The sequence below is a fragment of the Pontibaca methylaminivorans genome (assembly GCF_900156525.1).
GTDB classification, from domain to species: domain Bacteria; phylum Pseudomonadota; class Alphaproteobacteria; order Rhodobacterales; family Rhodobacteraceae; genus Pontibaca; species Pontibaca methylaminivorans.
This window is the reverse complement of sequence record NZ_FTPS01000001.1, coordinates 53,385-78,860: the sequence shown is the minus strand read 5'-3', so window position 1 is coordinate 78,860 and position 25,476 is coordinate 53,385. Positions and strand designations below refer to the sequence as shown.

27 protein-coding genes are annotated in these 25,476 nt (G+C 67.6%); 11 read left to right on the top strand and 16 right to left on the bottom strand.

Annotated features, from left to right (window positions below):
- Nucleotides 1-60 precede the first annotated feature (60 nt).
- Both B0B01_RS00435 and dusB read right to left on the bottom strand, forming a co-directional pair.
- A complete protein-coding gene (locus B0B01_RS00435; protein WP_159438941.1) occupies nucleotides 61-1,521 on the bottom strand; it encodes a sigma-54-dependent transcriptional regulator in 1,461 nt (486 codons plus the stop codon).
- On the bottom strand, nucleotides 1,518-2,519 hold the full coding sequence (gene dusB, locus B0B01_RS00430) for a tRNA dihydrouridine synthase DusB (RefSeq protein WP_076646263.1): 1,002 nt from the start codon (nucleotides 2,517-2,519) through the stop codon (nucleotides 1,518-1,520). Before dusB ends, B0B01_RS00435 begins: the two co-directional genes overlap by 4 nt.
- 176 nt (nucleotides 2,520-2,695) lie before the next feature.
- On the opposite strand from dusB, the gene B0B01_RS00425 reads away from it, so the two are divergent.
- Genes B0B01_RS00425 through B0B01_RS00415 form a run of 3 tightly spaced genes read left to right on the top strand, consistent with a single transcriptional unit; the run spans nucleotide 2,696 to nucleotide 4,817 of the window.
- Entirely contained in the window at nucleotides 2,696-3,856 is a 1,161-nt protein-coding gene (locus tag B0B01_RS00425) for a bifunctional 2-C-methyl-D-erythritol 4-phosphate cytidylyltransferase/2-C-methyl-D-erythritol 2,4-cyclodiphosphate synthase (protein ID WP_076646261.1), read from the top strand.
- Nucleotides 3,853-4,350: a phosphatidylglycerophosphatase A family protein gene (locus B0B01_RS00420; protein WP_076646259.1), complete on the top strand. Its 498-nt coding sequence runs from the start codon at nucleotides 3,853-3,855 to the stop codon at nucleotides 4,348-4,350. Before B0B01_RS00425 ends, B0B01_RS00420 begins: the two co-directional genes overlap by 4 nt.
- Complete coding sequence (locus tag B0B01_RS00415) at nucleotides 4,347-4,817, top strand: CinA family protein (RefSeq protein ID WP_076646257.1); 471 nt, start codon at nucleotides 4,347-4,349, stop codon at nucleotides 4,815-4,817. Before B0B01_RS00420 ends, B0B01_RS00415 begins: the two co-directional genes overlap by 4 nt.
- Before the next feature lie 29 nt (nucleotides 4,818-4,846).
- On the opposite strand, the gene B0B01_RS00410 is transcribed toward B0B01_RS00415, so the two are convergent.
- From B0B01_RS00410 to B0B01_RS12965, 8 genes are all read right to left on the bottom strand, one after another.
- On the bottom strand, nucleotides 4,847-6,898 hold the full coding sequence (locus B0B01_RS00410) for a 3'-5' exonuclease (RefSeq protein WP_076646255.1): 2,052 nt from the start codon (nucleotides 6,896-6,898) through the stop codon (nucleotides 4,847-4,849).
- Nucleotides 6,898-7,263: a response regulator transcription factor gene (locus B0B01_RS00405; RefSeq protein WP_076646253.1), complete on the bottom strand. Its 366-nt coding sequence runs from the start codon at nucleotides 7,261-7,263 to the stop codon at nucleotides 6,898-6,900. The genes B0B01_RS00410 and B0B01_RS00405 overlap by 1 nt, the downstream gene beginning before the upstream one ends.
- Complete coding sequence (locus B0B01_RS00400) at nucleotides 7,263-7,790, bottom strand: hypothetical protein (protein WP_076646251.1); 528 nt, start codon at nucleotides 7,788-7,790, stop codon at nucleotides 7,263-7,265. The genes B0B01_RS00405 and B0B01_RS00400 overlap by 1 nt, the downstream gene beginning before the upstream one ends.
- Complete coding sequence (locus tag B0B01_RS00395) at nucleotides 7,787-9,601, bottom strand: putative nucleotidyltransferase substrate binding domain-containing protein (protein WP_076646248.1); 1,815 nt, start codon at nucleotides 9,599-9,601, stop codon at nucleotides 7,787-7,789. Before B0B01_RS00395 ends, B0B01_RS00400 begins: the two co-directional genes overlap by 4 nt.
- Nucleotides 9,602-9,665: 64 nt before the next feature.
- Nucleotides 9,666-11,489 carry a sodium:solute symporter family protein gene (locus B0B01_RS00390; protein ID WP_076646245.1) on the bottom strand — a complete coding sequence of 608 codons (1,824 nt, stop codon included), beginning with the start codon at nucleotides 11,487-11,489 and terminating at the stop codon, nucleotides 9,666-9,668.
- A 10-nt stretch (nucleotides 11,490-11,499) separates the two neighbouring features.
- Entirely contained in the window at nucleotides 11,500-11,757 is a 258-nt protein-coding gene (locus tag B0B01_RS00385) for a DUF4212 domain-containing protein (RefSeq protein ID WP_076646243.1), read from the bottom strand.
- 463 nt (nucleotides 11,758-12,220) lie between these two features.
- Nucleotides 12,221-12,667, bottom strand: a complete 447-nt coding sequence (locus tag B0B01_RS00380) for a type II toxin-antitoxin system RatA family toxin (protein WP_076646240.1) — start codon at nucleotides 12,665-12,667, stop codon at nucleotides 12,221-12,223.
- Nucleotides 12,612-12,878: a hypothetical protein gene (locus tag B0B01_RS12965; RefSeq protein ID WP_143732985.1), complete on the bottom strand. Its 267-nt coding sequence runs from the start codon at nucleotides 12,876-12,878 to the stop codon at nucleotides 12,612-12,614. Before B0B01_RS12965 ends, B0B01_RS00380 begins: the two co-directional genes overlap by 56 nt.
- Between B0B01_RS12965 and B0B01_RS13235 the strand changes: the two genes are divergently transcribed.
- The 3 genes from B0B01_RS13235 (at nucleotide 12,871) to B0B01_RS00370 (ending at nucleotide 14,689) form a co-directional block, all read left to right on the top strand.
- Nucleotides 12,871-13,041, top strand: coding sequence for a hypothetical protein (locus B0B01_RS13235; protein ID WP_200805389.1), 171 nt, complete (start codon nucleotides 12,871-12,873; stop codon nucleotides 13,039-13,041). The genes B0B01_RS12965 and B0B01_RS13235 overlap by 8 nt on opposite strands.
- 145 nt (nucleotides 13,042-13,186) lie before the next feature.
- Nucleotides 13,187-13,681: a c-type cytochrome gene (locus tag B0B01_RS00375; protein WP_076646237.1), complete on the top strand. Its 495-nt coding sequence runs from the start codon at nucleotides 13,187-13,189 to the stop codon at nucleotides 13,679-13,681.
- Nucleotides 13,682-13,804: 123 nt separating this feature from the next.
- The gene (locus B0B01_RS00370) at nucleotides 13,805-14,689 is read left to right on the top strand and encodes a c-type cytochrome (protein WP_407675278.1); all 885 of its coding nucleotides are present in this window, start codon (nucleotides 13,805-13,807) and stop codon (nucleotides 14,687-14,689) included.
- Nucleotides 14,690-14,797: 108 nt separating this feature from the next.
- Here the strand turns inward: B0B01_RS00370 and lipA are convergent, their stop codons facing one another.
- The gene (gene lipA / locus B0B01_RS00365; RefSeq protein ID WP_076646233.1) at nucleotides 14,798-15,748 is read right to left on the bottom strand and encodes a lipoyl synthase; all 951 of its coding nucleotides are present in this window, start codon (nucleotides 15,746-15,748) and stop codon (nucleotides 14,798-14,800) included.
- A 220-nt stretch (nucleotides 15,749-15,968) separates the two neighbouring features.
- Between lipA and B0B01_RS00360 the strand changes: the two genes are divergently transcribed.
- The gene (locus B0B01_RS00360; protein ID WP_076646231.1) at nucleotides 15,969-16,514 is read left to right on the top strand and encodes a peroxiredoxin; all 546 of its coding nucleotides are present in this window, start codon (nucleotides 15,969-15,971) and stop codon (nucleotides 16,512-16,514) included.
- A gap of 97 nt (nucleotides 16,515-16,611) precedes the next feature.
- Here B0B01_RS00360 and B0B01_RS00355 read toward each other — a convergent pair whose 3' ends face one another.
- Nucleotides 16,612-17,709, bottom strand: coding sequence for a DUF6456 domain-containing protein (locus B0B01_RS00355; protein WP_076649965.1), 1,098 nt, complete (start codon nucleotides 17,707-17,709; stop codon nucleotides 16,612-16,614).
- Nucleotides 17,710-17,934: 225 nt separating this feature from the next.
- Here B0B01_RS00355 and B0B01_RS00350 point away from each other — a divergent pair, with 225 nt between their 5' ends.
- Nucleotides 17,935-18,267, top strand: coding sequence for a DUF6477 family protein (locus B0B01_RS00350; protein ID WP_076646229.1), 333 nt, complete (start codon nucleotides 17,935-17,937; stop codon nucleotides 18,265-18,267).
- A gap of 11 nt (nucleotides 18,268-18,278) precedes the next feature.
- Here the strand turns inward: B0B01_RS00350 and B0B01_RS00345 are convergent, their stop codons facing one another.
- Nucleotides 18,279-19,823 carry a trimethylamine methyltransferase family protein gene (locus B0B01_RS00345; RefSeq protein ID WP_076646227.1) on the bottom strand — a complete coding sequence of 515 codons (1,545 nt, stop codon included), beginning with the start codon at nucleotides 19,821-19,823 and terminating at the stop codon, nucleotides 18,279-18,281.
- Between the two features lie 196 nt (nucleotides 19,824-20,019).
- Between B0B01_RS00345 and guaA the strand changes: the two genes are divergently transcribed.
- Nucleotides 20,020-21,591, top strand: coding sequence for a glutamine-hydrolyzing GMP synthase (gene guaA / locus B0B01_RS00340; RefSeq protein WP_076646225.1), 1,572 nt, complete (start codon nucleotides 20,020-20,022; stop codon nucleotides 21,589-21,591).
- Between the two features lie 13 nt (nucleotides 21,592-21,604).
- On the opposite strand, the gene B0B01_RS00335 is transcribed toward guaA, so the two are convergent.
- A complete protein-coding gene (locus B0B01_RS00335) occupies nucleotides 21,605-22,204 on the bottom strand; it encodes an SAM-dependent methyltransferase (RefSeq protein ID WP_076646223.1) in 600 nt (199 codons plus the stop codon).
- Between the two features lie 23 nt (nucleotides 22,205-22,227).
- Nucleotides 22,228-23,310: a PA0069 family radical SAM protein gene (locus tag B0B01_RS00330; RefSeq protein ID WP_234967667.1), complete on the bottom strand. Its 1,083-nt coding sequence runs from the start codon at nucleotides 23,308-23,310 to the stop codon at nucleotides 22,228-22,230.
- Nucleotides 23,311-23,543: 233 nt separating this feature from the next.
- Between B0B01_RS00330 and B0B01_RS00325 the strand changes: the two genes are divergently transcribed.
- Both B0B01_RS00325 and B0B01_RS00320 read left to right on the top strand, forming a co-directional pair.
- On the top strand, nucleotides 23,544-24,242 hold the full coding sequence (locus B0B01_RS00325) for a corrinoid protein (RefSeq protein WP_076646218.1): 699 nt from the start codon (nucleotides 23,544-23,546) through the stop codon (nucleotides 24,240-24,242).
- Nucleotides 24,243-24,244: 2 nt separating this feature from the next.
- Nucleotides 24,245-24,946: a DUF1638 domain-containing protein gene (locus B0B01_RS00320; RefSeq protein WP_083945941.1), complete on the top strand. Its 702-nt coding sequence runs from the start codon at nucleotides 24,245-24,247 to the stop codon at nucleotides 24,944-24,946.
- A 52-nt stretch (nucleotides 24,947-24,998) separates the two neighbouring features.
- On the opposite strand, the gene B0B01_RS00315 is transcribed toward B0B01_RS00320, so the two are convergent.
- Nucleotides 24,999-25,457 carry a cytochrome c-type biogenesis protein gene (locus tag B0B01_RS00315; protein ID WP_076646216.1) on the bottom strand — a complete coding sequence of 153 codons (459 nt, stop codon included), beginning with the start codon at nucleotides 25,455-25,457 and terminating at the stop codon, nucleotides 24,999-25,001.
- Between the last annotated feature and the right edge of the window lie 19 nt (nucleotides 25,458-25,476).

Here is a 25,476-nt window from a genome sequence, read left to right as displayed (position 1 = left end):
GTTATCCGTCCGCAGTCCGGCCCGTGCATGACGCCTCTTCGCCACGCTCATGTGACCGATTTACATCATTTTGCGTCCGCGTGTCACCTCTATATCGAGGCTGTCGATCTTTTTGCGCAAGGTATTGCGGTTGATACCGAGGATCCGGGCACATCTTGCCTGATTTCCGCCCGTTGCATCAAGCGCGACCCGGATCAGCGGTGCCTCGACCTCGCGCAGAAAGCGCCGGTGCAGCCCCGGCGGCGGCAGGTCGGGCTCGTGCAGCCGGAAATACTGCTCGAGGTGCCGGGTGATGGTATCGGCAAGCGCATCCCGCCGGACGGGCGGCGGCGGGGCGCTGTCCTTGCCGAGAATGGCCCGGACCTCGTCGGCGGTGATCGTGCCGCCCGTCCCGGCCAGCGCAAGCCGGCCCATCATGTTGCCGAGTTCGCGCAGATTGCCGGGCCAGGAATGCTGGCCGAGCAGCGCCATGGCCGCGGAATCCAGCCGGCGCGTCGATCCCGCCTGTTCGAGGAAATGCACGGCAAAGGCGGGAATGTCCTCGATACGCTCCCGCAGCGGCGGAATCTGCAGCACGGCGCCGGCCAGGCGGTAATACAGGTCGCTGCGCAACAGGCCGTCGCGGACCGCCTGCATCGGATCGGCGCAGGCGGTGGCGATGAAACGCGGTCCGCCGTCGGACAGGTCGATCAGGCGCACCGCCCGCACCTGGGCCTCGGGCGTCAGTTCGGTGATCTCGTCGATCAGCAGGGTGCCGCGGCTGGCGCATTGCAGCACTGCGTTGGCTTCCTCGCAACTGCCGAGTTCGTGATTGCCGAGCAGAACAAGCTGTTCCTGCCCCCGTGCGGCAGACCGTTCATGCAGGATCCGGGCGATGAGCGAGCGGCCGCTGCCGCTTTCACCGGCGATCAGCACCGGCAGCCGGCCGTTCGCCAACTGGCTGACCAGTTCGCCAAGTTCGCGCATCGCCGCGCTCTGGCCGATGAGCGCGACCGGATGTCCGCCCCGGACCGCATCCGCGGCGGGCCCTTCGGGATCGCTGCGCGCAGTCTCGAGCACGCCCGCGACAGCCGGGACGATGACACCGGGATCGGCCGGGCGCGGCAGGCAGTCCCAGACCATGACGCCCTGTTCCCGCAGCCGGGATGCCTTTTCGGGATCCTCGGAAAAGATGATGATCGGCAGGCCCGGGCGCAGGGCGGCAAGCTGCTTGAGCAACCAGAACGGCGCGGTATCGGCGTCCCCCGCGTCGAGAATTGCCGCATCGCCGAGCCCTTCGCGCGCCCAGCGGGCGATCATCCCCGGATAGACCGTCGTACGGATCCGGCATCCCTCCTGTTCCAGGCTGCGGCCCAGCCGGTCCTGAAACCCGTGATCGGCCACGGCGATGAGGATTTCGGCACCGTCCAGGATTCCGCCCGGAGTGCCCGGCCGCATGCCGCCCGGCCCGCGATCGGTGGGCGCCAGCTTCGGCAGGGCGCCGCGATGATCGCCTGTATGTTTCAGATAGACGCTGCTCATGCCGCCGCCCCGCTGGTGCGGGGGGTCGTGCCGCATGGCGCCAGGGCCTGCCCGAGCAGCTCCAGCACCTCTTCCGGGCGGCCCGCGGTCAGGATCCGGCGGCGCAGGGCGGGCACCGTTCCCGCATCGTCCATGTACCAGCCAAGATGCTTGCGGGCGACGCGCACCCCGAGTTCGCGGCCATAGAAGCCGATCATCGCCTCGTAATGCTCCTGCACCATGGTGGCGAGCGCCGCCCCGCGCGGCACATGCGGCGCCGGCGTGCCGAACAGGTCATGCCGGATCGCGGCCAGCAGCCACGGCCGCCCGCGCACGGCGCGCCCGACCATGACACCGGTCGCGCCGGATTGCCGGATCGCCTGCCGGGCGGTGGCCGCGTCCCTGATGTCGCCATTTGCGATGACCGGGATCGTCACCGCCTCGCGCACCGCGCCGATCGCGGCCCAGTCGGCCCGCCCGCGATAGAACTGGCAGCGCGTGCGGCCATGGATCGTCACCATCGCGATCCCGGCCCTTTCCGCACCGGCCACGACTTCGGGCGCGTTTTTCATGTCGTCGTCCCAGCCGAGCCGGGTCTTCAGCGTGACCGGGACATCCACCGCCGCCACCACCGCCTCGATCAGGCGCAGCGCGTGGTCCGGCTCGCGCAGCAGGGCAGAGCCCGACAGCCCGCTTGTCACCTTTCGTGCGGGGCAGCCCATGTTGATGTCGATGATCCGCGCCCCGTGATCCGCGAGCATCCGCGCCGCCTCGGCCATCCAGTGCGCATCGCGGCCGACGATCTGCACCGCGGTGTTGTCCACCTCGGCGCCAAGTTCGGCACGCTCCCGCGTGCCGGGCCGGGCCCGGATCATTTCGTGACTGGCGATCATCTCGCTGACGACGAGGCCGGCACCGAATCGGGTGACGAGGTCGCGAAAGGGACGATCGGTGATACCGGCCATCGGGGCCAGAAACACCGGCGCGGCCGGCGGAAGTGCAAGCGGATAACAAGTCAACTTATTTTAACCCCAAAAAACGAGACGGCTTTAACAGAAGCTGTCCGTGGTGCCAATCAATGACCGGCGAATGCGCCATTCCGGCCAGCAATGATGCGCCGCCGCATTGGCAGGTAATTGCCTTGAGAAAAAGCCCCTCTTATGAATGGCCGTCTCAATCCCTGCGGGAGCCCGAGATGACCACTGCCGCGATCATCCTTGCCGCCGGGCGCGGCATCCGTGCCGGCGCCGGCACACCCAAGCAGTGGCGCCGCCTTGCCGGAATGCGCGTCGCCGACTGGAGCATCAAGCGGTTCCGTGCCTCTGCGCGCATTTCACGCATCATCCTCGTGCTGTCGCCGCAGGATTCGGCGCATTGGGCCGAATATTCCGCCCGGCCCGGCCTGCATGTCGTGGCGGGCGGCGCAAGCCGGGCGGATTCGGTGCGGCGGGGACTTGCGGCGCTGCCGGACGGCATCGACCGGGTGCTGATCCACGACGGCGCCCGCCCCTGCCTGAGCGAGGGGCTGATCGCACGCGTGATCGACGCGCTCGACCACCACCCGGCGGCCGCGCCGGCGCTGCCGGTGACCGATGCGCTCTGGCAGGGGCGGACGGGCGAAGTCGCCGGCACGATCGACCGCAGCGGGCTGTTCGCGGCCCAGACCCCGCAGGGGTTTCACCTTGCCGCGATCCGCAGCGCCCATGCCGCATATGCCGCCCGTCCGGGCGAGGCGGCCGATGATGTCGAGGTCGCCCGCGCCGCCGGATTGCCGGTTGCCATCGTCGAGGGCGAGGCCGACAATCTCAAGATCACCATGCCGGGCGATCTGGCGCGGGCCGATCGAATACTGACCGAAGGAGCAGCAGGAGCAGGAATGGACATCAGGGTCGGCAACGGTTTCGACATCCATCGGTTCGGCGATGGCGATCATGTCATGCTCTGCGGCGTTTCGGTGCCGCACGAGCGCACGCTCACCGGCCATTCCGATGCCGATGTGGGCATCCATGCGCTGTGCGACGCGATCTATGGCGCGCTCGGCCAGGGCGATATCGGGCGCCATTTCCCGCCCTCGGATCCGCAGTGGAAGGGCGCGGCGAGCGATCGCTTTCTGGCCCATGCGGTGCGGACCGCGCACGAGGCAGGCTATGCCATCGGCAATGTGGATGTGACGCTGGTCTGCGAAACCCCGAAGATCGCCCCCCATGCAGAGACCATGCAGGAGGCGCTTGCCCGCATCATGGGGGTGGAGGCCGCGCGCGTCTCGGTCAAGGGCACCACCGCCGAGCGGCTCGGCTTCGTCGGGCGGGGCGAGGGCATCGCCGCGCTCGCCTCGGCCCTGCTGGTGCGGTCATGACCGCGCTTGCCCGGCTCATCGCCACCATGGGGGGGCTTGGCCATCTGCGCCCTGCCCCCGGCACATGGGGATCGCTCGCGGCGCTGCCGATTGTCTGGCTCTTTCATGCGCTCGGTGGCTTTCCGCTGCTCGCGGCGGCAACGATCGCGGTCGTCCTGCAGGGCTTCTGGGCGGTCGGGCTGGCCATCCGCACCAGCAGCGACGAGGATCCATCCGAGATCGTGATCGACGAGGTCGCGGGGCAGATGCTCGCGCTCTGGCCGCTCAGCGCCGCCGCCTGGTCGCGGGGCATCGACATCACCGCCATGTGGCCGGGCTGGGTCGCGGCCTTCCTGCTGTTCCGCCTGTTCGACATCGCAAAGCCGGGCCCGGTCGGCTGGGCCGACCGCAAGGGCGGGCCGGTCGGGGTGATGCTGGACGATGTCATCGCCGGGCTGCTTGCCGCGATCGGGGTGATGATCCTCGCCGCGCTCTGGCACGGGGTGATCGCATGACGGTTCCGTCCGAAATCCTGACCCGGGCCCGCGCTGCCGGTCTGCGGGTCGCCAGCGCCGAAAGCTGCACCGGGGGCCTCGTCGCGGCGGCGCTGACCAGTGTGCCGGGATCGTCGCACATGTTCGAGCGCGGCTTTGTTACCTATTCCAACGACTCCAAGCGGGACCTGCTCGGCGTGCGCGACGAGACGCTTGAACGCTGCGGTGCCGTCTCCGAAGAGGTCGCCCGCGAAATGGCCGAGGGCGCGCTGGCCCGTTCGGGCGCGGATGTCGCGGTCTCGACCACCGGGATCGCCGGGCCCGGCGCGTCGGAACACAAGCCCGAGGGCCGTGTCTGCTTCGGCACGGCGCGCAAGGGCAAGCCGACGCGGAGCGAAACGGTGGATTACGGCGCGGTGGGGCGCGAAACCGTGCGCGCGCGCAGCTCCGAACATGCGCTGGCGCTGCTGCTCGCGGCACTCAGGTAGCGTCTTTCCCCCGCGCGGAGGCACGCGTCTCAGCCGCCGGGCGGATCGGCGCGGGCCGCATCGCTGTCTTTATCCCCCTCCGTGCCGGGCTCGGCCGAGCGGGAAAGATTGGCATCCTCAAGCAGCCGGCGATGGCGCGCCGCCTCGGCGGTCACATCGGCTATCCGCGCGATCCCCTTGGCCTCGAGCGCCGGGATAAGGCGCAGGAAGGCTTCGGCCGTGGCCTCGGCATCGCCCATGGCGGTATGGCGGCGCTCGGGCGCGATGGTGATGGCGAGCCGCCCGGCCAGCGCATCAAGCGAATGCGAACTCGCCTGCCCCCAGACCATGGCCGACAGGAGCACCGTATCAAGCACCGGATGATCGAAGGCGATCCCGGCGCCGGCGGCGTCCCGGCGCAGGAATCCCATATCGAAGGGTGCGTTATGCGCCACCAGAACCGCCCCTTCGGCGAACCCGTGAAAGGCGCGCAATGCCTGCGCCGCGCCGGGGGCATCCGCCACCATGGCATCAGTGATGCCGTGAACCCGCGTCGCGCGCGGCGGGATCGGGCAGCCGGGGTTCACCAGCGTTTCGAACCGCTCTCCGGTGAGGCGCCCGTTGGTGATGCGCAAGCCGGCGATCTGCACAAGCCCCGCCGCCGGGTCGAGCCCGGTCGTTTCGGTATCGAACACGACGCAGGTCAGGCGCGACAAAAGCCCCTCGCCCCCTTCCCGGCCGCCGAGCCCGAAATCATAGGTGAGCGCCGCGCCGTGGTCTGCGCCGGGCGCATCGAGCGGCGCGAGCGGCAGCGGCAGGATCAGCGCCGCCTGCCCATCGCCCACGATCTCGGGCCAGATGCTGCTGCCCATCTCGGCCAGAAGCTCGGCCCCGCTCTGGTCGGGGCGGTCGGGATCCGGCGCGTGCTCCAGCCAGCGGTCAAGCATCGCGACCGACAGCACCTCGCCCGCCCACGACAGGCGGATCAGCGCCCCCGTGTCCGCGCCCCCGTCCTCGAGCAGAAGGTCGGGCGCGGGCCGGCCGCTTTCCACGAGCCGCACGGCAAGATCGCCAAGCAGCGCCGCAATCGCGCCCCCGTCGGCCGCAATCAGGAAATCCCCGGTGCAGCGGCTGCCGGCCACGCCCCGCACCGACCCGGCGAGTTCCGCCGCGCGCACGCGCTCGGCGACCGGCCCGCGCGCCTCGGCCGGGGGGGCGAGCGCCCGCAGCGCCCCGGCCAGCCGCGACGCCTCGGAGCGGATCGCCTCGGCCACGAGCGGCGGCACCGGCCCGTCGAGTTCCCCGAGCAGCGGAATGAGGCTTGCGGCGGAGCGGCGCAGCACCTCGGTATTCTCGCGCAGGGCGCGCTCGGACGTTTCGCGCGCCGGGCGCAGGATCAGCACATGGCCGCGCCCCTCGCCAAGCGCGCTCATCTGCCCGTGCAGCCGCTCGCCGGCGGTGGTGAAACAGACGAGCCCGGTGGTCGCCGGCGGCGCCCCGGCGCCCGTGGCGGCGCCGTCCTGCCCGCTCACCCCGAGGCGCGTGCGCGCGGCCTCGACCGCACCGGGGCGCAGGGCGCGGGCCAGATCGCGGTCGAGCGCAAGCCCCGGCATCAGCCGTGCCGCCGCGCCGTTGTAGAACATGACCCGTCCCCGCGCATCGACCATGAGCGCCGCCGCGCCGATGTCCGACAGGATCGATTCCAGCATGGATTTCTCGCGCAGCAGATCCTCGCCGTGCTGGCGCACCGCCTCGGCAAGCCGTTCGGATTCGCGCGCCCGCGCCGCCGCGGCGGCACGGGCGGCCGGGGCAAGATCGGCGAGATAGGCCCCCTCCTGCGCCCCCGGCACCGCACCGGTGCGCAGGCTGCCGGCCAGCGTCTCGATCGGGCGGGCGACGTTCTGGTCAAACAGGAACCAGACCCAGGTGACAAACCCGAGCACCCCGAAGGCCGGCAGCGCTGCCCCGCCGACCACGAGCCCGGGATCGTCAAGTTCGCGCGCGATGATCAGCGCCCCCGCCGCGATCAGCACAAGCAGCACGAACGCCAGCGCCGCGAACATCAGGAATATCCGCAGGCGCAGGGACAGGCGGGACAGCATCACGCCGAGAGCAGGCGCGAGATCTCGGCCCGCAGTTCCGAAAGCTCGAACGGCTTGGCGATGAAGCCGTCGGCGCCGAGCGCAAGCCCCTTGCGCCGCTCGACCTCGGCGCCGCGCGCGGTCATCACCAGCACATGGGTGCCGGCCAGGTCGCCGTCGGCGCGCAGATCCTGCAGGATCTGATAGCCCGAGACATCGGGCAGCATGATGTCGAGCAGCACCACCTCGGGGCGCATCTCGCGGATGGTGTCGATCGCGCCGGCACCGCTGGCGATGCGCGAATGTTCATGCCCCTCGCGGGTCAGCAGGAACTCGAGCGCAATGGCGATGTTGTCCTCGTCCTCGATCACCAGAATCCGTGCCATCAGGCGGTCTCCTCCTCCCTTGTGCAGGCGGCCTGCAGGACCGGCTCGTCCTCCTCCCCGACCCGCTCCCAGTCGAGCGTGGTTCCGTCAGCCGCCACCATGCGCTGCCGCGCGCCGGCGCAATCCAGATCGAGCGTGACAAAGCGGGTCGGCTGCCAGCGCTCGATCAGCAGGATCCGCACGCGCAGCGTTCCTTCATCGTCAGGTGCCGCCGCCAGCGGTTCAAGCGCGGCGAACCGGGTCGTGAGCGGAAACACGAAGGCCCAGGGGCGCCAGGCCTTGCCGCCCTGCCCGGTCTCGATGATCCGCACCCGGTCCGGCAACTGGTCGCGGACCCGCGGGAACCAAGTGTATTCGTTCCAGATCGTGAAGACGAGCATCGCCGCCCCGATCCCGGCCGGCATCGTCCAGCGCGGCGGCGCAAATCCCGCCTTGCGGGCCGCATGAAGCGCCGCGAACAGAAACGCCGCCGCGCCCAGCCCGACCACCAGCATGCCGAAGATGTCGCCCCCCATGCTGCGCGTCATATCGGCACCTCGCGACCGTGGCGCAGGGCCGACTGCATGGTGCGCACGACGAGGAAGGCATCGCGCAGGTGGTTGCGTTCGAAATCGGACAGGTCGGCGGGCGAAAGGAAATTCCCGGGCTTTTCCCCGGCCCGGATCTGGCGCAGCTGATTTTCCAGCCGCAGCGTCTGGATCAGATCGAAGGCCGCGACAAGGTCGGCCGCCCCCGCTGCCGAAACCACTCCGGTCGCGGCAGCCGCCTGAAGGCGGGCGCGCGTGTTCACCGGCTCGATCCGCCCCTGCAGCGCATAGACGCGGGCCAGGTCGGTGATCGGCACGACCCCGTTCAGCTTCATGTCGATATGGTCGCGGTGCTCGCCCGAGCGGATCGTGGCAAAGCCCCGGAACAATCCGAGCGGCGGGCGGTGCTTGAGCGAATTGGAGACCATATGCGCGACGAAGATCGAGTTCCGCGCGGCCATGTCCAGCGTCTCGGCCTGCAGTCCCTCGAGCAACCCCGGGTCGCCCCCGATGGCGCGCAGATCGAACATGACGCTTGCCAGCATCTGCGCGCGCGGATCGGGCTGTTCGATCCAGCCGCGGAAATAGCGCCGCCAGACGCTTCGCGGCTGACGCCATTGCGGGTTGGTCGCCATCATGTCGCCCGGGCAATAGACATACCCGCAGGCATCGAGCCCGTCGCTCACGATCCGCGCGAGTTCGGCGAAATAGGGGCTGTCGGCGGGCACCGCATCGTCAAGGATCAGGCAGTTGTCCTGATCCGAAACGCCGGTCTGTTCCTGCCGCCCCTGACTGCCGCAGGCGGCCCAGAGATAGGCTCCGGGCGGCGGGCCGAGCCGGTCCTCGGCCATGGCCAGCAGGCGGCGCGTGACCGCATCCGCCACATCGGTGACCAGCCGGGTCGCGATCTCGTGGCGCTGCCCGGAAGCAACGAGCTGTGCCAGCAGATCGGGGATCCGCCCGGCCGCCTCTGCAAGGTCCGCAACCGTTCCGGCACGGGCGATGTCGCGGCGCAGCGCGGAACTCGAGATCGCCTCGGCCCGCATCAGGTCGGTCTGCGTGACCATGCCCCGCAGCACCCCGCCATCGACGATCGGCAGATGCCCGATGCGGCGCTCGAACATGAGCCCGAGGACATCCGATCCCAGCGCATCGGGGGTGAGCGTGACCGGATCGGGTGTCATGATCTCGCGCACCGGCAGCGATCCGTCGCGCGACTGCGCCACCACACGGTCGGACATGTCGCGCACCGTGACGAGCCCGACCAGCCGCCCGTTTTCAGTGACGCCAAGGCTGCTGACCCGCGCATCGCGCATGATCCGCGCCGCCTCGGAAATCGGCGTGTCGAGCGTGCATGAGCGCACCTCGCCGCTCAGGAAATCGGCAACCCGCCGCGTCGCGAACCCGGCGCTTGCGCGGCGCGCGCCGCTGTCGGGCGAATGGTCGAAAAACCGCGCGAATACGGGTGCCTCCCGCATCAGGCGGTGGAATTCGGCTGCAGGCAGGGTCAGCAGGACGCCGGGGGCCGACATGCGCGCGCTCGTGATTGCGCGCCCGTCCCGCAGCAGGCCGCGCTCGCCGAAGCTGTCGCCGCGGCCGAGCTCGGACACCTGCACGTCATTGCCGTCGATGATGGCGACGCTGCCGCTTTCGATCAGGTTCAGTCCTTCCAGTTCCTCGCCCTGCCGATAGATGGTGTCGCCCCCCGCCCTTTCGCGGCGCAGCATCAGGGATGCGACACGCGCGCGGGTCGGTTCGTCCAGTATGTCGAAGGGATGGACCGAGGCCAGAAACTCGACGATCTGCGTCATGCGAGCGCTCCGGTAGGGAACGGCCGCGCCCGCGATGGATGACCATGCGGGCGCGGCCACTGTTTCAGGGGGCCTGGACCGGCTGGCCCGTAGCGGCATCGGCGCGGGGCACGCGGATCGATTCGACCAGCGCCTGCACCTCGGCCGGCGGTTCGGCCGTTGCCGCCGAGACCACATAGGCCACCACGAAGTTGATGATCGCACCGATCACCCCGAAGGATGCCGGCGCGATGCCGAACAGCCAGAATTCAGGCGAGTCCTCGAGCATGTTGGTCCCCGAGATGAAGAACCAGCCCTTGTAGACGAAGACATAGATGATGGTCGTCAGCATGCCGGACAGCATGCCCCAGATCGCCCCGGCCCGATTCACCCGCTTGCTGAAGATACCCATCATCAGCACCGGGAAGATCGAGCTTGCGGCAAGACCGAAGGCCAGCGCCACGGTCTGGGCGGCAAATCCCGGCGGATGCAGCCCGAGCAGGGTCGCCACCAGAATCGCCACCGCCATCGAGATCCGCGCGGCCAGCAGTTCGTTCCTTTCGCTGATGCCGGGACTGATCGCCCCCTTGATGAGGTCATGGCTCACCGCCCCCGAGATGGCGAGCAGGAGCCCCGCCGCTGTTGAGAGCGCCGCCGCGAGCCCGCCCGCCGCGACGATGCCGATCACCCATCCGGGCAGGTTGGCGATCTCGGGGTTCGCAAGCACCATGATGTCGTCGTTCACGCTGGTCAGTTCGTTGCCCTGCCAGCCGTTTTCATCGGCCAGCTGCATGATCTCCGAATCGGCGGGGGCCTTGTCGTTGTAATACTGGATCAGCCCGTCGCCGTTCTTGTCCTCCCAGGTCAGCAGCCCGGTGGTGCCCCAGGTGCGCATCCATTCGAGGTTCGGCGAGGTCTCGATCTGCTCGAGGCTCACCGGATCGGTGCTGAAGGTCTCGCCGCTCGCCGCCCCGGGCCACATGGTGGTGGTGAGGTTGAGCCGCGCCATCGACCCGACCGCCGGCGCGACCGTGTAGAGAAGCGCGATGAACACCAGCGACCAGCCCGCGGAGGAACGCGCATCCGACACTTTCGGCACCGTGAAGAAGCGGATGATCACATGCGGCAGCCCCGCCGTGCCGATCATCAGCGCCAGCGTGAACATGAACATGTTGAGCGTCGATCCGTGATGGCCGGTATAGGATCGGAAACCGAGATCCGTCACCACCTGGTCGAGCTTTTCCAGAAACAGCGTGCCGGATCCCGTATGGGTGCCGAACAGGCCGAGCTGGGGCAGGAAATTCCCCGTGAGCGCGATCGAGATGAACACCGCCGGGATCGTGTAGGCGATGATCAGGACGATATACTGCGCGACCTGCGTATAGGTGACGCCCTTCATGCCCCCGAGCACCGCATAGAAGAACACGATCGCCGCGCCGATCCAGAGCCCGGTCGAGTTGCTGACCTCAAGGTAACGCGCAAAGGTCACGCCGACCCCGGTCATCTGCCCGATCACATAGGTGAGCGAGATGATCAGCAGGCAGATCACGCCGATGATCCGCGCGGTCTGGGAATAGAAGCGGTCGCCGATGAACTGCGGCACGGTGAACTTGCCGAACTTGCGCAGATAGGGCGCAAGCAGCAGCGCAAGCAGCACATAGCCGCCGGTCCAGCCCATCAGATAGGTCGAGTTGTCGTATCCCGTGAAGGCGATGAGCCCCGCCATGGAGATGAACGAGGCCGCCGACATCCAGTCGGCGGCGGTCGCCATGCCGTTCATGACCGGGTGCACGCCGCGGTTGGCAGCGTAGAATTCCGCGGTGGAGCCCGCCCGGGCCCAGATCGCGATACCGATGTAGATGGCGAAGGATGCGCCGATGAAAATCAGGTTGAGGGTGAATTGACTCATGACTGGATCCTCACTCTTCGACACCGTATTCGCGATCGAGCCGGTTCATTCGGAACACGTAGCCGAAGATCAGCACGATGAAGACCAGGATCGACCCCTGCTGCGCGAACCAGAACCCGAGATCGCTGCCCCCGACCTTGATGCCGGAAAGCACGGGCCGCAGCAGGATGCCGCCGCCATAGGATACCAGCGCCCAGATCACCATGCAGATGGTGATGATCCTTATGTTCGCCCGCCAGTATGCGTTGGAAGACTTGTCCCCGTTCATCTTATCTTTCCCTCCATCCTTTCCTTGGTTGCCCGCCGTGCGCCGCCGCGAAGAAAGCGGAAAGGGCCGGCAGCGGCGCCTGGCCGCATGCTGTCCCGGCGCGCTCGCACTGTCGCCGATATGGCAGGAAGATCATGCGTGGGGCGGAATCCCGTCGGTCCGGCAAGGCGACAGGTTGCGAGCCTGTCAGCTGCGGCGGAACCTTTCATCATCCTCGTCCCTCGCATTCCCGGCCCGGTTTCCCCATCGGCCGCCATGAACGACACGTTCACCAGATCGCCCGCAGGTAATGTTGCCCGTCAGTCCATGAACCGGACCCTGAATCCATCGGACCCCGGAATCGGCGCGTTGTCAAATGTTCACGAAGGCGCGATGCCGCAAAGGGGGAAGGTGGAACATATCTGCCGGCATGTCCGCCACCGCCCCGGCCGGTCCGCCGGTGCCGGCGGCAGGCGGACGGGCCTTACCCGTAAAGGCTGTGCGCCCGCTGCTCGAAGGCGCGCACGATCCTCTGCATGGCCTCGTTGAAGACAAGCCCGATCGCCCGCTGCAGCAGCGCGCTGCGAAATTCGAAATCCACGAAGAAATCCACGTCGCAGCCCCCGCCCTCGCGGTCCGTGAACACCCAGCGCGATTTCAGATAGCGGAACGGCCCGTCGAGATATTCCGTGTCGATCCGGTGTTCCCCCGGCCAGAGCGTTACCCGGCTGCCGAACTTTTCGCGGAACACCTTGAAGCTGATGACGAGATCGGCCTCCATCACCTGCGAGTCCTCGTGGTCGCGAATACTGCGGATGCGGGCTGCGGCGCACCAGGGAAGAAATTCGGGATAGCGCGCCACATCGGCCACCAGATCATACATCTGCCGGGCGCTGTAAGGCATGGAACGGGATTCCGAATGGCGGGGCATCGGTGACCTTTGCTTGCTGCGACAGGGCCGTGATGTCATATGCCGGCGCGAAAAGATCAAGGGAGAGCGGAACAGCCGCCCGGAAAATGCCGCCGATCCCCGGGCCGCGCGGCGGGATTCGGGCAGGATTCGGGCCGGTTTCGACTTGCGCGGCGCTGACAGCGGCCCCGACGGGCCGGAAGACTGGTTGCGGAGACTCGACGATGAACATCGAACGCTGGTTCCTGCGCATGGCGCTCTGGGCCCGCCGTCCGCCATCGGCGCGACGGGTCGTGCTCGTGCTGGCGATCATCCTCGCCTGCGGCGCGATCATTGTTGTCGAGCGGGCCGGATACTGGCCCGACTGGGCCACGGCCGAGCGCATGCGCCCGTAAAACGCCGGCGCGCCGCCACGGCCCCTGCGGATTTCCTCATAACAACCTCGTGACCGGAACGCCCGGCTCCGGACTTTCCCCATGGGTGAGGCGCTGTTACATTTCGTGATCACTCTGATCGCGAACCTACTCAGGAGTTATCCAAATGCGATTTGCTGTTCCCGTCATCGGCGCCCTGCTCGCGGTGGGCGCCGCCACCATGACCGGCACCACGGCCACCGGGCAGGAGGAGGCCGATCCCGCGGTCACGGCCGCGGTCAAGGCGCGCCAGGCGCATATGCGCCTCAGCGCCTTCAACCTCGGTGTGCTCGGCGCCATGGCCAAGGGCGAGATCGACTATGACGCCACAGCAGCCGAGAACGCGGCGAAGAACCTCAATGCACTGGCCGAGATGGAGGAAGGCGCCTACTGGATTCCGGGCTCCGACATGGAAACCCTCGGCCAGGACGTGACCGAGACCCTCGCCGTGCGCTGGGAAAACGAGGAGAAGTTCGACGAGGATCTGCAGGCCATGCGCGAGTCGAGCGCGGCCATGGTCGAGGCGGCCTCGGCCGGGGCGGACGAGTTGCGTGCCGCCATGGGGCCGCTCGGCAAGGCCTGCTCGAGCTGCCACGAGGATTTCCGCGTCAAGGACGACTGAGCGAACTGCGAACCTCTGCAACCGGGCCGCGCGACCCGGGCACGGGGCATCGGTGCGCAGGGCGGCCTCGCCCTTCCCACCATCGCCTTTCTCACCGAACCGATGGAGAAATGAATCATGTTGCTGGCGCGGGTGCTGGGTTTTCTGATCGTCCTCGTTCTGCTTGGCGGCGCGGCCTTCTGGTTCCTGACCCGCCCCGGCCAGGTGGAGCCCGAACGTTTCGCCGGGCTCGAGGGGGATGCCGGGCGGGGCGAGGCGGTGTTCTGGGCCAGCGGCTGCGCCTCCTGCCACGCGGCGCCGGATGCAAAGGGCGATGACCGCCTGGTGCTGGCCGGCGGCTATCGGATGGTCAGCCCCTTCGGCACCTTCGTCGCGCCGAACATCTCGCCCTCGTCCGAGGGGATCGGCGGCTGGGACACGCTCGACCTCGCGAATGCGCTGCTCGAGGGGGTCTCGCCCGAGGGGCGCCATTACTACCCGTCGCTGCCCTATGGCACCTACATGCATATGGAGGGCCGCGACGTGGCCGACCTCAAGGCGTTTCTCGACACGCTGCCCTCCTCGGACGCGCAGGATCAGCCTCACGAACTGCCGTTCCCCTTCGGGATCCGCCGCGGCATCGGGCTCTGGAAGCTCGTCAACATGTCTCCGGGATGGGTGCTCGAGGATGCGGTCAGCGAAGAGCTCGCGCGCGGGCGCTACCTGGTCGAGGCGCTCGGCCACTGCGCCGAATGTCACACGCCCCGCAACCTGACCGGGGGGCTGGACCGCAAGCGGTGGATGGACGGCGCGCCGAATCCCTCCGGCAGGGGGACGATACCGGCGATCAGCCCCGACAAGCTCGACTGGAGCGAGACCGACATCGCCTATTATCTCGAGACCGGCTTCACCCCCGATTTCGACAGTGTCGGCGGGCAGATGGCCTCGGTCGTGGCCAATCTCGGGCATCTCCCCGAGGACGACCGCGCGGCGATCGCCGCTTATCTGAAGGCCCTGCCGCAGGAGTGAGCGGGACCGGTTCGGAACCGGACCTTGCGAAAGAAAGGGGCAAAGAAGGGGGCGCTGCCCCCATCGCCTGCGGCGATTCCCCCGGGATATTTCCCGCCAGAAGAAGGCTCAGGCGATGCCGAGCCGTTCCTCGCGCGCGGCACGCAGACGGGCGAAGTCGGACCCCGCGTGATAGGAGGAGCGCGTGAGCGGCGTGGCCGAGACCATCAGGAACCCCTTGCCCCAGGCGGCCTTTTCATAGGCGGAGAATTCGTCCGGGGTGACGAAGCGGTCGATGCCATGATGTTTGGGAGTCGGCTGCAGATACTGGCCGATGGTCAAAAAATCCACATCGGCCGAGCGCATGTCATCCATCACCTGGCGCACCGCCTGCCCGTCTTCGCCGAGCCCGACCATGATGCCGGACTTGGTGAACATGGCGGGGTCGAGTTCCTTGACCCGCTGCAGCAGGCGCAGGCTGTGAAAGTAGCGCGCCCCGGGGCGCACGGTCGGATAGAGCGCGGGCACCGTTTCGAGATTGTGGTTGAACACATCGGGCCGGGCCGCCACCACCGTTTCCAGCGCCGCGGGCGGGCAGCGCAGGAAATCGGGGGTGAGCACCTCGATGGTGGTGCCGGGGCTGCGATGGCGGATCGCGCGGATGGTCTGGGCGAAATGCTCCGCCCCGCCGTCCTCGAGATCGTCGCGATCGACCGAGGTGACCACCACGTGGTTGAGCCCGAGCTTGCGCACCGCCTCGGCGACGCGGCCGGGTTCGAACGGGTCGAGCGCATCGGGGCGCCCGGTCGCGACATTGCAGAAGGTGCAGCCGCGGGTGCAGATCTCTCCCATGATCATCATGGTGGCGTGACCCTGGTTCCAGCATTCGCCCACATTGGGACAGCCGGCCTCTTCGCAGACCGTGACCAGGCGGTTTTCGCGCAGGATGCGTTTCGTGTCGGCATAGCCCTTTCCGGCCGGGGCGCGGACGCGGATCCAGCGCGGTTTCCTCGGCTGGCTGTTGTCGGGGCGGTGGGCCTTTTCGGGGTGACGCTCCTGCGGGAGTTTCAGGTCTCGCACGGTTCTGACCTTTCGGGCACGGGGGTTGACCGAAGTTATAGCCCTCGCCGCAGCGGGGCGCCAGCCATCTGCGCGGATCCGGCCCGCAACCGGCGCCAACCGGCGCCTTGTGCCGCGGCAGGGTGCCGCATGACCGGCGGCGATTGGCGGTTGAACCCCATTTGGAAAGGTTCTAAGTCAAGCCCAAGTGTTTTTGTCAATCGAACAAGGAGCTCTGAGCATGAAACCTGGAGTGAAGCTGCCCGACGTGACCTTCCGCACCCGTGTGCGCGACGAATCGGTCGGCGGCCCCAACCCGTTCCGGTGGGAAGACCGCAGCACGTCGGATTATTTTGCCGGCAAGCGGGTGATCCTGTTTTCGCTTCCCGGTGCCTTCACGCCGACCTGCTCGACCTATCAGCTGCCCGGTTTCGAGAAGGGATTCGACGAATTCAGGAAGCTCGGCATCGACGAGATCTACTGCATGTCGGTGAACGATGCCTTTGTCATGAACCGCTGGGCACAGTCGCAGGAGCTTGCGCATGTGAAGGTGATCCCGGACGGCTCCGGCGAATTCACGCGCCGTGTCGGGATGCTGGTGGCCAAGGACAACCTCGGCTTCGGCATGCGCAGCTGGCGCTATGCGGCGATCATCAATGACGGCGTGATCGAGGCCTGGTTCGAAGAGCCGGGGCGCTGCGACAACCATGCCGAGGATCCTTACGGCGAATCCTCGCCCGAGACGCTGCTGGGCTATCTGAAGGAAAGCCAGGGCGTCGCTGCCTGACCCGGCTCGCGTTCGCGTTCCATTCGGCGGGCCCGCATCCGGCGGGCCCGTTTTTCGTTTCCCGCTTCCGTTCCCGCGCCCGAGTGCGGAACGGCAGTCAGCCGATCATGCGGCTTGGTTCATAGCCGCCGCCATAGTGGCGCACGAGGCGCTGCAGGGCGATGCGCAGCACGATCTTGCCCGAGCGCGCCGACCAGCCCATGCGTTTCTCGGCCGTTTCGAGCCCGTCGAGATAGCAGCAGCAGCGCAGCACCACGTCGCTCAGTCCCGGCCCGAGTTCGGCCAGCGCCCGCGCCACCCGCGCCCGCGCCCGCGCCGGTGCATCGCAGACATTGCTTTCGGGCACGAAACCGCCCCGCCCGCCCCCGCTCAGGAACCGTTCCCAGTTCTGGGTGATCCGGGGGCCCATCTGCGCCAGTTCGAAATCCTCGCGCAGACGCTCGCCGGCGCGCACGAGTTCGTCGCTGAGAAAGGGCAGGCCGTCGCGGTCCTTGCGCCGGGCAAGCGCCGCGAGAGGGCTTTCGGTCACCGCCGGGCGGAGGCGCCGGCGGGAACTTGCGTGTTCGGAGCACCGGTCCCAGAGCGCCGAGGCACGCCGATAGGGATCGCGCGCGGGATCGGGGCCCGTCTCTCCCTCGCGGCTGGCGCGGCTTTCGCGCTCGGCGAGGAGACGGCTCAGCAGGGCGCGGCCGCTCGCGGTCACCCGGTAGCGGCTGATGCGCCCCGCGCGCGTGCAGGCGATCCAGTCGTTCAGCGCCATGATCTGCACCACCGGAACATCGACCACGGCGGTGCGCATGCTGTCCGCACCCTCGCCGTCGCGCACGACGATGGCGCGCTCCATGTCCTCGGCCACGGCAAGCACCGCGCCCGCCTCGCTCAGCCGGGGCAGCACACGGAGCAGTTCGGCGCCAAGCTGTTCAGCATCAATTAAGATCTGCGCCCTATCGTCGGGGCATGGAAACGCGCGGTCCTTCGGAAAACAGGCACGCGCCAGAGCGGAAAGGGCACCATCGACAAGAGGATCATCGCGCCGCAGTTCCTGACGCCGGATCTGGCGCATCACCGTCGAGGCATGGCAGCCGGCCGCGCGGGCCAGGTCACGGATCGTGATGCCGGCCTCGGTGTGGGTCAGGTAGTGGCGCGCAGCATCGGGCACCCACCCGGGGAGGGCTGTCTGCGGTGATCCATTCATGTTCAGCATTCCTTTGGGCAACGGTTTGACCTGTTAACCCGGCGTTCACACAACCTTGCGGCGATTTGGTTACACGAATATTAAAATCCGCCGGAACGCTCAGCATTGTTCTGAATACATAAACAGACATGAATCGACCGTGCGCTGCACGGATGCGAACCGCAACACACGCTCGGGTTGAGTTAGGCCGGAGAGATCGACAACCGATTCTCCGAAAGGACTCCGATGCAAGACGTGTTGAGCATGCTGCACGCCCTCCGCCGCCCCCGCCTGCTAATTCGCACCGCCCGGATCGGCGCGAACGACTATCGCCGCACCGCGCATCTGCAACGGCTGCTGGGCTACGGCGCCCTGCCCTGTTCGCGGACTGTGTTGATGCGCCTCATGGACATGGAACGTGCGGCCGAGGACGCGCGTGTCGCGGGCAGCCAGGGCTATTCGCTGCTGCGCCACATCGACCTTCTGATCGCCATGATGGGAGAGGCCCGGTTGCTGCAGGCCGCGGCCGACAGCGAGGGTTCGACCGATGCGGAAGGGGCGGCGCCCGCCCCTTCCTGATCCGGGGAGGGTCAGACGAAGGCGTCGGGCATGGATGCCTTGCGGCTGGCCACGAATTCGTCAAGTGCCTGCGCGATGGCGGGGTCGAGCGCGGGCTGTTCGTATTGCGCGAGCAGTTCCGCCACCCGTTTCGAGGCAAGCGCCACGGTGTCCTGCGCGCCTTCTTCCTGCCAGGTCTCGAACGGCTTGTAGTCGAGCAGATCGGTCAGCCAGAAGGCATTCTTGAAATTGGCCTGGGTGTGTTCGCAGCCAAGGTAATGCCCGCCCGGGCCGACCTCGCGCATGGCGCCCATCGCCTGCCCGTTCTCGTCGATCGCGACCCCTTCGGCCAGCCGGTGCAGCACGCCGAGCTGGTCGGCGTCGATCACGAACTTCTCGTAGCTGCTGACCAGCCCGCCCTCGAGCCAGCCGCAGGCGTGAAGCATGAAATTCACCCCGCCGAGCAGTGCCGCATTGAGCGTGTTCGCGCTTTCATAGGCGGCCTGCGCGTCGGGCAGCTTTGAGCCGCAGAGCGCGCCGCCGGACCGAAAGGGCAGGTTCAGCCGCCGCGCGAGCTGCCCCGCGCCATAGATCACCTGCGATGCCTCGGGCGTGCCGAAGGTGGGCGCGCCCGAGTTCATGGCGATCGTGGTGACGAAGGTGCCGAACACCACCGGTGCCCCCGGGCGCACGAGCTGGGAATAGGCCACCCCCGCGAGCACCTCGGCCAGCGCCTGGGTCAGCGTGCCCGCGACCGAGACGGGCGCCATGGCGCCGCCGATGATGAAGGGGGAAATCACGCAGGCCTGGTTGTTGCTCGCATAGACCTCGAGCGAGCCCATCATCACGTCGTCGAAGGTGAGCGGAGAGTTGATGTTGATGAGCGAGGTCATCACCGCGTTCTGCCGCACGAAATCCTCGCCGAAGAGGATCTTGCACATATCGACCGAATCCTGCGCCCGGCTCGCCTCGGTCACCGAACCCATGAACGGCTTGTCGGACAGCGTCATATGCGCATGCACCATGTCGAGATGGCGCTTGTTCACCGGCACGTCGGTCGGCTCGCACAGGGTGCCGCCGGAATGGTGCAGCCATTTCGACATGTAGCCGAGCTTCACGAAATTGCGGAAGTCCTCGATCGTGGCATAGCGGCGCCCGCCCTGCGCATCCCGCACGAAGGGCGGGCCATAGACCGGGGCGAGCACCAGCGACTTGCCCCCGATCTCGACGTTGCGCTCGGGGTTGCGTGCGTGCTGGACAAAGCGCGACGGCGCGGTCGAGCAGAGCTTGCGGGCAAGGCCGCGCGGAATGCGCACGCGTTCGTCATCGACATCGGCCCCCGCCTCGCGCCAGCGGTCGAGCGCAGCGGGGTTGTTGACGAAGTTCACGCCGATCTCTTCCAGCACGGTCTCGGCATTGGTCTCGATGATCTCGAGCGCCTCTTCGTTCAGGATCTCGAAATTCGGAATGTTGCGCTCGATATAGCGTGCGGTCTCGAAACTGACGGCGGTGCGTGCCGCCCGCCGTGCCGCGCCGCCGCCCCCCCTGCCCCTGCGCCTTGTGCCTGCTTCGCTCATGTTTCATCCTCCCGGACAACGGACGTTCATCACTTGTGTAGCGCGCCTTTTGCCGCAGGCCCGGCAGGTTTGCGGCGATTGCGATGCGAAAACGACATTCCCCGCCCGTTTCCCGCCCGGACTGATCCGTCCGGCGGCCCTTCGCCTCACATTCCATCTTGCAGCCGCGCATGTCGCGCTGTAACCGCCTTGAATCATGCAGCACAGCCCCGATCATCAGCGCCTTCTCATCGTCGATTTCGGCAGCCAGGTGACGCAGCTCATCGCGCGGCGCCTGCGCGAGCTGAACGTCTATTGCGAAATCCACCCGTTCCAGAAGGTCACGCCCGCCTTTCTTGCCGAATTCGCCCCCCGCGCCGTGATCCTGTCGGGCGGGCCGGCCTCGGTCCTTGACGTCGATGCCCCGCGCCCTGTGCCCGAGATTTTCACGCTCGGGGTGCCGGTGCTCGGAATCTGCTATGGCCAGCAGGTGATGATGCAGATGCTGGGCGGCCGGGTCGAGCGCGGCACGGGCCGCGCCGAATTCGGACGCGCCCACCTGCAGGCGACTGACGCGCCGCTCGACCTGCTTGAGGGCTGGTTCGAGGCGGGCGGCGGGCGCGAAGAGGTCTGGATGAGCCACGGCGACCATGTGGCGGCGCTTGCCCCCGGGTTTTCGGTCCATGCGGCCTCGAACGGTGCGCCCTTTGCCGTGACCGCCGATGCCGCGCGGCAGTTCTACGCGGTGCAGTTCCACCCCGAGGTGCACCATACCCCGAACGGGCGCCGGCTGCTGGCCAATTTCCTGCGCATCGCCGGTTTCAGCCGCGACTGGACCATGGCCGCCTACCGCGACGAGGCGATCCGCCTGATCCGCGAGCAGGTGGGCGATGCAAAGGTGATCTGCGGCCTGTCCGGCGGGGTCGATTCCTCGGTCGCGGCGGTGCTCATTCACGAGGCGATCGGCGACCAGCTGACCTGCGTCTTCGTCGATCACGGGCTGCTGCGCGAGGGCGAGGCCGATCAGGTCGTGTCGATGTTCCGCGATCATTACAACATCCCGCTTATCCATGCCGACGAGCAGGACCTGTTCCTGACCGAACTCGAAGGCGTCACCGACCCCGAGACCAAGCGCAAGACCATCGGCCGCCTGTTCATCGACGTGTTCCAGAGCCACGCCAACCGGATCGAGGGGGCGCGCTTCCTGGCCCAGGGAACGCTCTATCCCGATGTGATCGAATCGGTTTCCGCATCGGGCGGGCCGTCGGTCACCATCAAGAGCCACCACAACGTCGGCGGTCTGCCGGAAAAGATGGGGCTCGAACTGGTCGAGCCGCTGCGCGAACTGTTCAAGGACGAGGTGCGCGCCCTGGGTCGCGAACTCGGCCTGCCCGAACCCTTCATCGGCCGCCATCCCTTCCCCGGCCCCGGCCTCGCGATCCGCTGCCCGGGAGAGATCACGCGCGAAAAGCTCGCGATCCTGCGGCGTGCCGATGCGGTCTATCTCGACCAGATTCGCCGGCACGGGCTTTACGACGAGATCTGGCAGGCTTTCGCCGTGATCCTGCCGGTCAGGACCGTCGGCGTCATGGGCGACGGGCGCACCTATGATTACGCCTGCGCCCTGCGCGCGGTCACGTCGGTCGACGGGATGACGGCGGATTTCTATCCCTTCTCGGCCGAATTCCTTGGCGAGACCGCGACCCGCATCATCAGCGAGGTGCAGGGCATCAACCGCGTGACCTATGACGTGACCAGCAAGCCCCCGGGAACGATCGAATGGGAGTGATCCCGCCGGCCCGTCATGCCTGCGGGCGCCGCGCGATCAGGTCGATGCGGGCCGAGCGCCCCTTACCGGATTCGCCGTCGCGCTCGTAGGATTCGAGCCGCAGGATCTCGAGCCCGCCGAAGGCGTCGCGCAGCAGTTCCGGCGTATACATCCACTCCGCATGGGGCGGCCCGCCGGTGCCGTATTCCACCTGCTTCGGCGTATAGCCATGCAGCAGCAGAGTCCCACCCGGCGCCAGCGCGCGGATCATGTCGGAAAAGAACCGCTCGCGTATCCCGGGCGGGGCGAATTGCACAAGGATCGCCACCACCGCGTCGAATTCGCGCGACCAGTCCCAGCTTTCGATATCGGCGTTGTGACGCTCGACACTTACGCCACGCGCCTGCGCCAGTGCGCCGGCCTTGCGCAGCGCAATCTCGGATGGCTCGAAGCTCGTGACCCGGTGCCCCTGCCCGGCCAGCCAGACCGCGTTGCGCCCTTCGCCGTCGGCGACGCAGAGCACACGGCTTTCGGGGGCGATGAACCCCGCATGTTCGCGCAGGAACAGGGTCGGTTCGGTGCCGAAAAGGTAATCGGGACGGTCATAGCGTGCGTCCCAGTCTGTCGTTTCCATGACCCGAGGCTAATCCCGCGCCCTCAGAAAAGCGAGAGCTGATCGCCCGTTTCGGGCGGCGGCGCAAAGAGGTCGCAGCGCAGCTCCCGCGTGCGGATCGCGAGCCCGAGCCGGCGCGTGGCAAGCCGGAAGCGGTGTCCGATCATGCGCGCATATTCTCCCTCGCCCCGCATCCGGTGGCTCCAGCGGGAATCGTAATCCTTGCCGCCGTGCATCTCGCGCAGACGCGTCATGATCTTGTCCGCGCGCCCCGGCTCGTTGCGGACCAGCCACTCCTGCCACAGCGCCGAGACCTCATGCGGCAGGCGCAGCATGATCCATGTGGCGGATTCGGCCCCCGCCTCGCGCCCGGCGGCAAGCAGCGCCTCCAGTTCGTGATCGGTCAGCCCGGGAACAAGCGGCGATGCCATGATCCGCACCGGCACGCCGGCCTCGCTCAGCCGGCGGATCATGGCAAGGCGCCGCGCCGGCGCGGGGGCGCGCGGCTCCATTCGCCGGGCAAGGCCGGCATCGAGCGTGGTGAGCGAAATCCCGACCCGCAGCAGCCCCCGCGCCGCCATCGGGCCGAGAATATCGAGGTCACGCTCGACCAGCACGCCACGGGTGACCATCGCCACGGGATGGCCGAACGCGGCCAGCACTTCGAGACAGGCCCGCGTGATGCGCTGTTCCTTTTCGATCGGCTGGTAGGGATCGGTATTGGTGCCGATGGCGATCGGGGCGACGCGGTAGGAGGGCGCGCACAACTCGCGGGCAAGCAGGCGCGGCGCTTCGGGGCGGGCGATCAGCCGCGTCTCGAAATCGAGCCCCGGCGACAGGCCGAGCCAGGCGTGACTCGGGCGCGCGTAACAGTAGATGCAGCCATGTTCGCAGCCCCGGTAGGGATTGATCGAGCGGTCGAACGGCAGGTCGGGCGAGCGGTTATAGGTGATGATCCGCCGCGCACCCTCGGCCCGGACCTCGCGGCGCAGCACCGTCTCCTCCTCCGGCAGATCCCAGCCGTCGCTTTCGGCCTCGCTGCGCAGCCGCTCGTAGCGCCCGGGCGGATTGCTCGCGGCACCCCGCCCGCGCGGCTTGCCGGGATTCGGCGCATTCTGATCGTGCAAGCCATGCTCTGCCATCCGGTCAGATTAGAACATATCGGGAACATTCGCAATGCCGGATCGCTTGCGGCGGTGTCGGGGCCGCGCATTGCCCCGCAAGGTCGGTTCCAAGATCGTCAAGGTCGCAAACGACCGAGCCCCGCGCCCCCGAAAGCGCAGAGATGGAAGGGGAAAGCCCCGCCGGTTCCATTCGTCCGGAACCTGCCGGGACCATGACAGACGGGAAAGGCAGCGCCATGTCGGAAGAAGATGACATCATCCTTTCGGAGCTTGAGGATGACGATCTGGTTCAACAGATGTTCGACGACCTTTACGACGGTCTTCGCGAAGAAATCGAAGAAGGCGTGCGCATTCTTCTGGACCGCGGCTGGGCGCCTTACAAGGTTCTGACCGAGGCGCTGGTCGGCGGCATGACCATCGTCGGCGCGGATTTCCGCGACGGCATCCTGTTCGTGCCCGAGGTGCTGCTGGCCGCGAACGCGATGAAGGGCGGCATGGCGATCCTGAAGCCGCTTCTGGCCGAAACCGGCGCCCCCCGGATCGGCAAGATCGTGATCGGCACGGTCAAGGGCGACATTCACGACATCGGCAAGAACCTCGTCGGCATGATGATGGAAGGCGCCGGGTTCGAGATCGTCGACATCGGCATCAACAACCCGGTCGAAAGCTATCTCGAGGCGCTCGAACGCGAGGATGCCGACATCCTTGGCATGTCGGCGCTTCTGACCACCACCATGCCCTACATGAAGGTGGTGATCGACACGCTGGTGGAACAGGGCAAGCGGGATGATTATATCGTCATGGTCGGCGGTGCGCCCCTGAACGAGGAATTCAGCAAGGCGATCGGCGCCGATGCCTACTGCCGCGACGCCGCCGTCGCGGTGGAGACCGCCAAGGAATTCATGAAACGCAAGCACAACCGCCCGAACGCCTGACCATGCCGGATCGCGCCCGCCCCCTGACCGCGCGGGAAGGCAGCTCCACCACCGCTGCCCTGCCCGACGACAGCACCCTGACCGACCGGGGGCTTGCCCCCCCGAAGGTCCGGGCCGGGCGGGTGCTGCTGATCGCCTGCGGGGCGCTCGCGCGCGAGATCATGGCGCTGATCCGGCAGAACGGCTGGGAGCATATGGACCTGACCTGCCTGCCGGCGATCCTGCACAACCACCCCGAGCGGATCACTCCCGCCGTGCGCGATCTGGTCGAGCGCAACCGCGCCGCCTATGAGGATATCTTCGTCGTCTATGCCGATTGCGGCACCGGCGGCCAGTTGCAAAGCGCCTGCGCCGAAATGGGCGTCGAGATGATCTCCGGCCCCCATTGCTACAGCTTTTACGAGGGAAACGAGACCTTCGCCGGACGGGACGAGGCCACGGCCTTTTACCTTACCGACTTTCTCGTGCGCCAGTTCGATGCCTTCGTGTGGCGCCCGCTCGGGCTCGAACGCCACCCGGAACTGCGCGACATGTATTTCGGCAATTACGAAAAGCTGGTCTACCAGGCCCAGACCGACGATCCCGCCCTGACCGAAAAGGCGCAGGATTGCGCCCGCCGCCTCGGCCTGGCCTTCGAGCGCCGCCTGACCGGCTATGGCGATCTGAAGACCGTGCTCAAGGACTGGGCAAAGCAATCAACCTGAGCGCGCGCGCCGCCTGCCCGTGTGGGATGCCGATAATGCGGCTCGGCCGCGCCTAGTCTTTCAACAGGTTTTGCAGGCGCTCTTCCTCTTCGCGGGTCAGCCGGGCCTCTGCCGTCTCGCTCGCCCTCGCCCGGCCGCGCAGGTAGCCATAGCCCACCGCCCCCGCAACCAGCAGCATCACCGGCCCCGCCGCCCAGAGCAGCCAGTTCGACCCGCCCGGGCGCGGGTTGAGCAGCACGTATTCGCCGTAACGATCGACGATGAAATCCACCGTCTCGGTATCGCTGTCCCCGGCCACGAGCCGCTCGCGCACCAGCAGGCGCAGGTCGCGGGCAAGATCCGCGTTGCTTTCGTCGATGTTTTCGTTGCGGCAGACAAGGCAGCGCAGATCCTTGCTGATCTCGCGGGCGCGCGCCTCGAGCGCCGGATCGTCGAGGATCTCGTCCGGCTGGACCGCGAAAGCCGGGCCGCCTGCAACCAGCGCGGCGGCGAGCGCAAATATCCGCAGCATTGCCCCGGCAGCCGCCCGC

Excerpts from the sequence above, each read along its gene's own strand:
- B0B01_RS12965 (WP_143732985.1), bottom strand. The coding sequence starts at position 12,878 with ATGTTCATCGTCGAGTCTCCGCAACCAGTCTTCCGGCCCGTCGGGGCC.
- B0B01_RS00415 (WP_076646257.1), top strand. The coding sequence starts at position 4,347 with ATGACGGTTCCGTCCGAAATCCTGACCCGGGCCCGCGCTGCCGGTCTG.
- B0B01_RS00325 (WP_076646218.1), top strand. The coding sequence starts at position 23,544 with ATGTCGGAAGAAGATGACATCATCCTTTCGGAGCTTGAGGATGACGAT.
- B0B01_RS00315 (WP_076646216.1), bottom strand. The coding sequence starts at position 25,457 with ATGCTGCGGATATTTGCGCTCGCCGCCGCGCTGGTTGCAGGCGGCCCG.
- B0B01_RS00380 (WP_076646240.1), bottom strand. The coding sequence starts at position 12,667 with ATGCCCCGCCATTCGGAATCCCGTTCCATGCCTTACAGCGCCCGGCAG.
- B0B01_RS00405 (WP_076646253.1), bottom strand. The coding sequence starts at position 7,263 with ATGGCACGGATTCTGGTGATCGAGGACGAGGACAACATCGCCATTGCG.
- B0B01_RS00355 (WP_076649965.1), bottom strand. The coding sequence starts at position 17,709 with ATGAATGGATCACCGCAGACAGCCCTCCCCGGGTGGGTGCCCGATGCT.
- B0B01_RS00425 (WP_076646261.1), top strand. The coding sequence starts at position 2,696 with ATGACCACTGCCGCGATCATCCTTGCCGCCGGGCGCGGCATCCGTGCC.
- B0B01_RS00400 (WP_076646251.1), bottom strand. The coding sequence starts at position 7,790 with ATGACGCGCAGCATGGGGGGCGACATCTTCGGCATGCTGGTGGTCGGG.
- B0B01_RS00410 (WP_076646255.1), bottom strand. The coding sequence starts at position 6,898 with ATGCTGTCCCGCCTGTCCCTGCGCCTGCGGATATTCCTGATGTTCGCG.
- B0B01_RS00390 (WP_076646245.1), bottom strand. The coding sequence starts at position 11,489 with ATGAGTCAATTCACCCTCAACCTGATTTTCATCGGCGCATCCTTCGCC.
- B0B01_RS00385 (WP_076646243.1), bottom strand. The coding sequence starts at position 11,757 with ATGAACGGGGACAAGTCTTCCAACGCATACTGGCGGGCGAACATAAGG.
- B0B01_RS00395 (WP_076646248.1), bottom strand. The coding sequence starts at position 9,601 with ATGACGCAGATCGTCGAGTTTCTGGCCTCGGTCCATCCCTTCGACATA.
- B0B01_RS00345 (WP_076646227.1), bottom strand. The coding sequence starts at position 19,823 with ATGAGCGAAGCAGGCACAAGGCGCAGGGGCAGGGGGGGCGGCGGCGCG.
- B0B01_RS00320 (WP_083945941.1), top strand. The coding sequence starts at position 24,245 with ATGCCGGATCGCGCCCGCCCCCTGACCGCGCGGGAAGGCAGCTCCACC.
- B0B01_RS00335 (WP_076646223.1), bottom strand. The coding sequence starts at position 22,204 with ATGGAAACGACAGACTGGGACGCACGCTATGACCGTCCCGATTACCTT.
- guaA (WP_076646225.1), top strand. The coding sequence starts at position 20,020 with ATGCAGCACAGCCCCGATCATCAGCGCCTTCTCATCGTCGATTTCGGC.
- B0B01_RS00435 (WP_159438941.1), bottom strand. The coding sequence starts at position 1,521 with ATGAGCAGCGTCTATCTGAAACATACAGGCGATCATCGCGGCGCCCTG.
- B0B01_RS00350 (WP_076646229.1), top strand. The coding sequence starts at position 17,935 with ATGCAAGACGTGTTGAGCATGCTGCACGCCCTCCGCCGCCCCCGCCTG.
- B0B01_RS00375 (WP_076646237.1), top strand. The coding sequence starts at position 13,187 with ATGCGATTTGCTGTTCCCGTCATCGGCGCCCTGCTCGCGGTGGGCGCC.
- B0B01_RS00360 (WP_076646231.1), top strand. The coding sequence starts at position 15,969 with ATGAAACCTGGAGTGAAGCTGCCCGACGTGACCTTCCGCACCCGTGTG.
- B0B01_RS00420 (WP_076646259.1), top strand. The coding sequence starts at position 3,853 with ATGACCGCGCTTGCCCGGCTCATCGCCACCATGGGGGGGCTTGGCCAT.
- B0B01_RS13235 (WP_200805389.1), top strand. The coding sequence starts at position 12,871 with ATGAACATCGAACGCTGGTTCCTGCGCATGGCGCTCTGGGCCCGCCGT.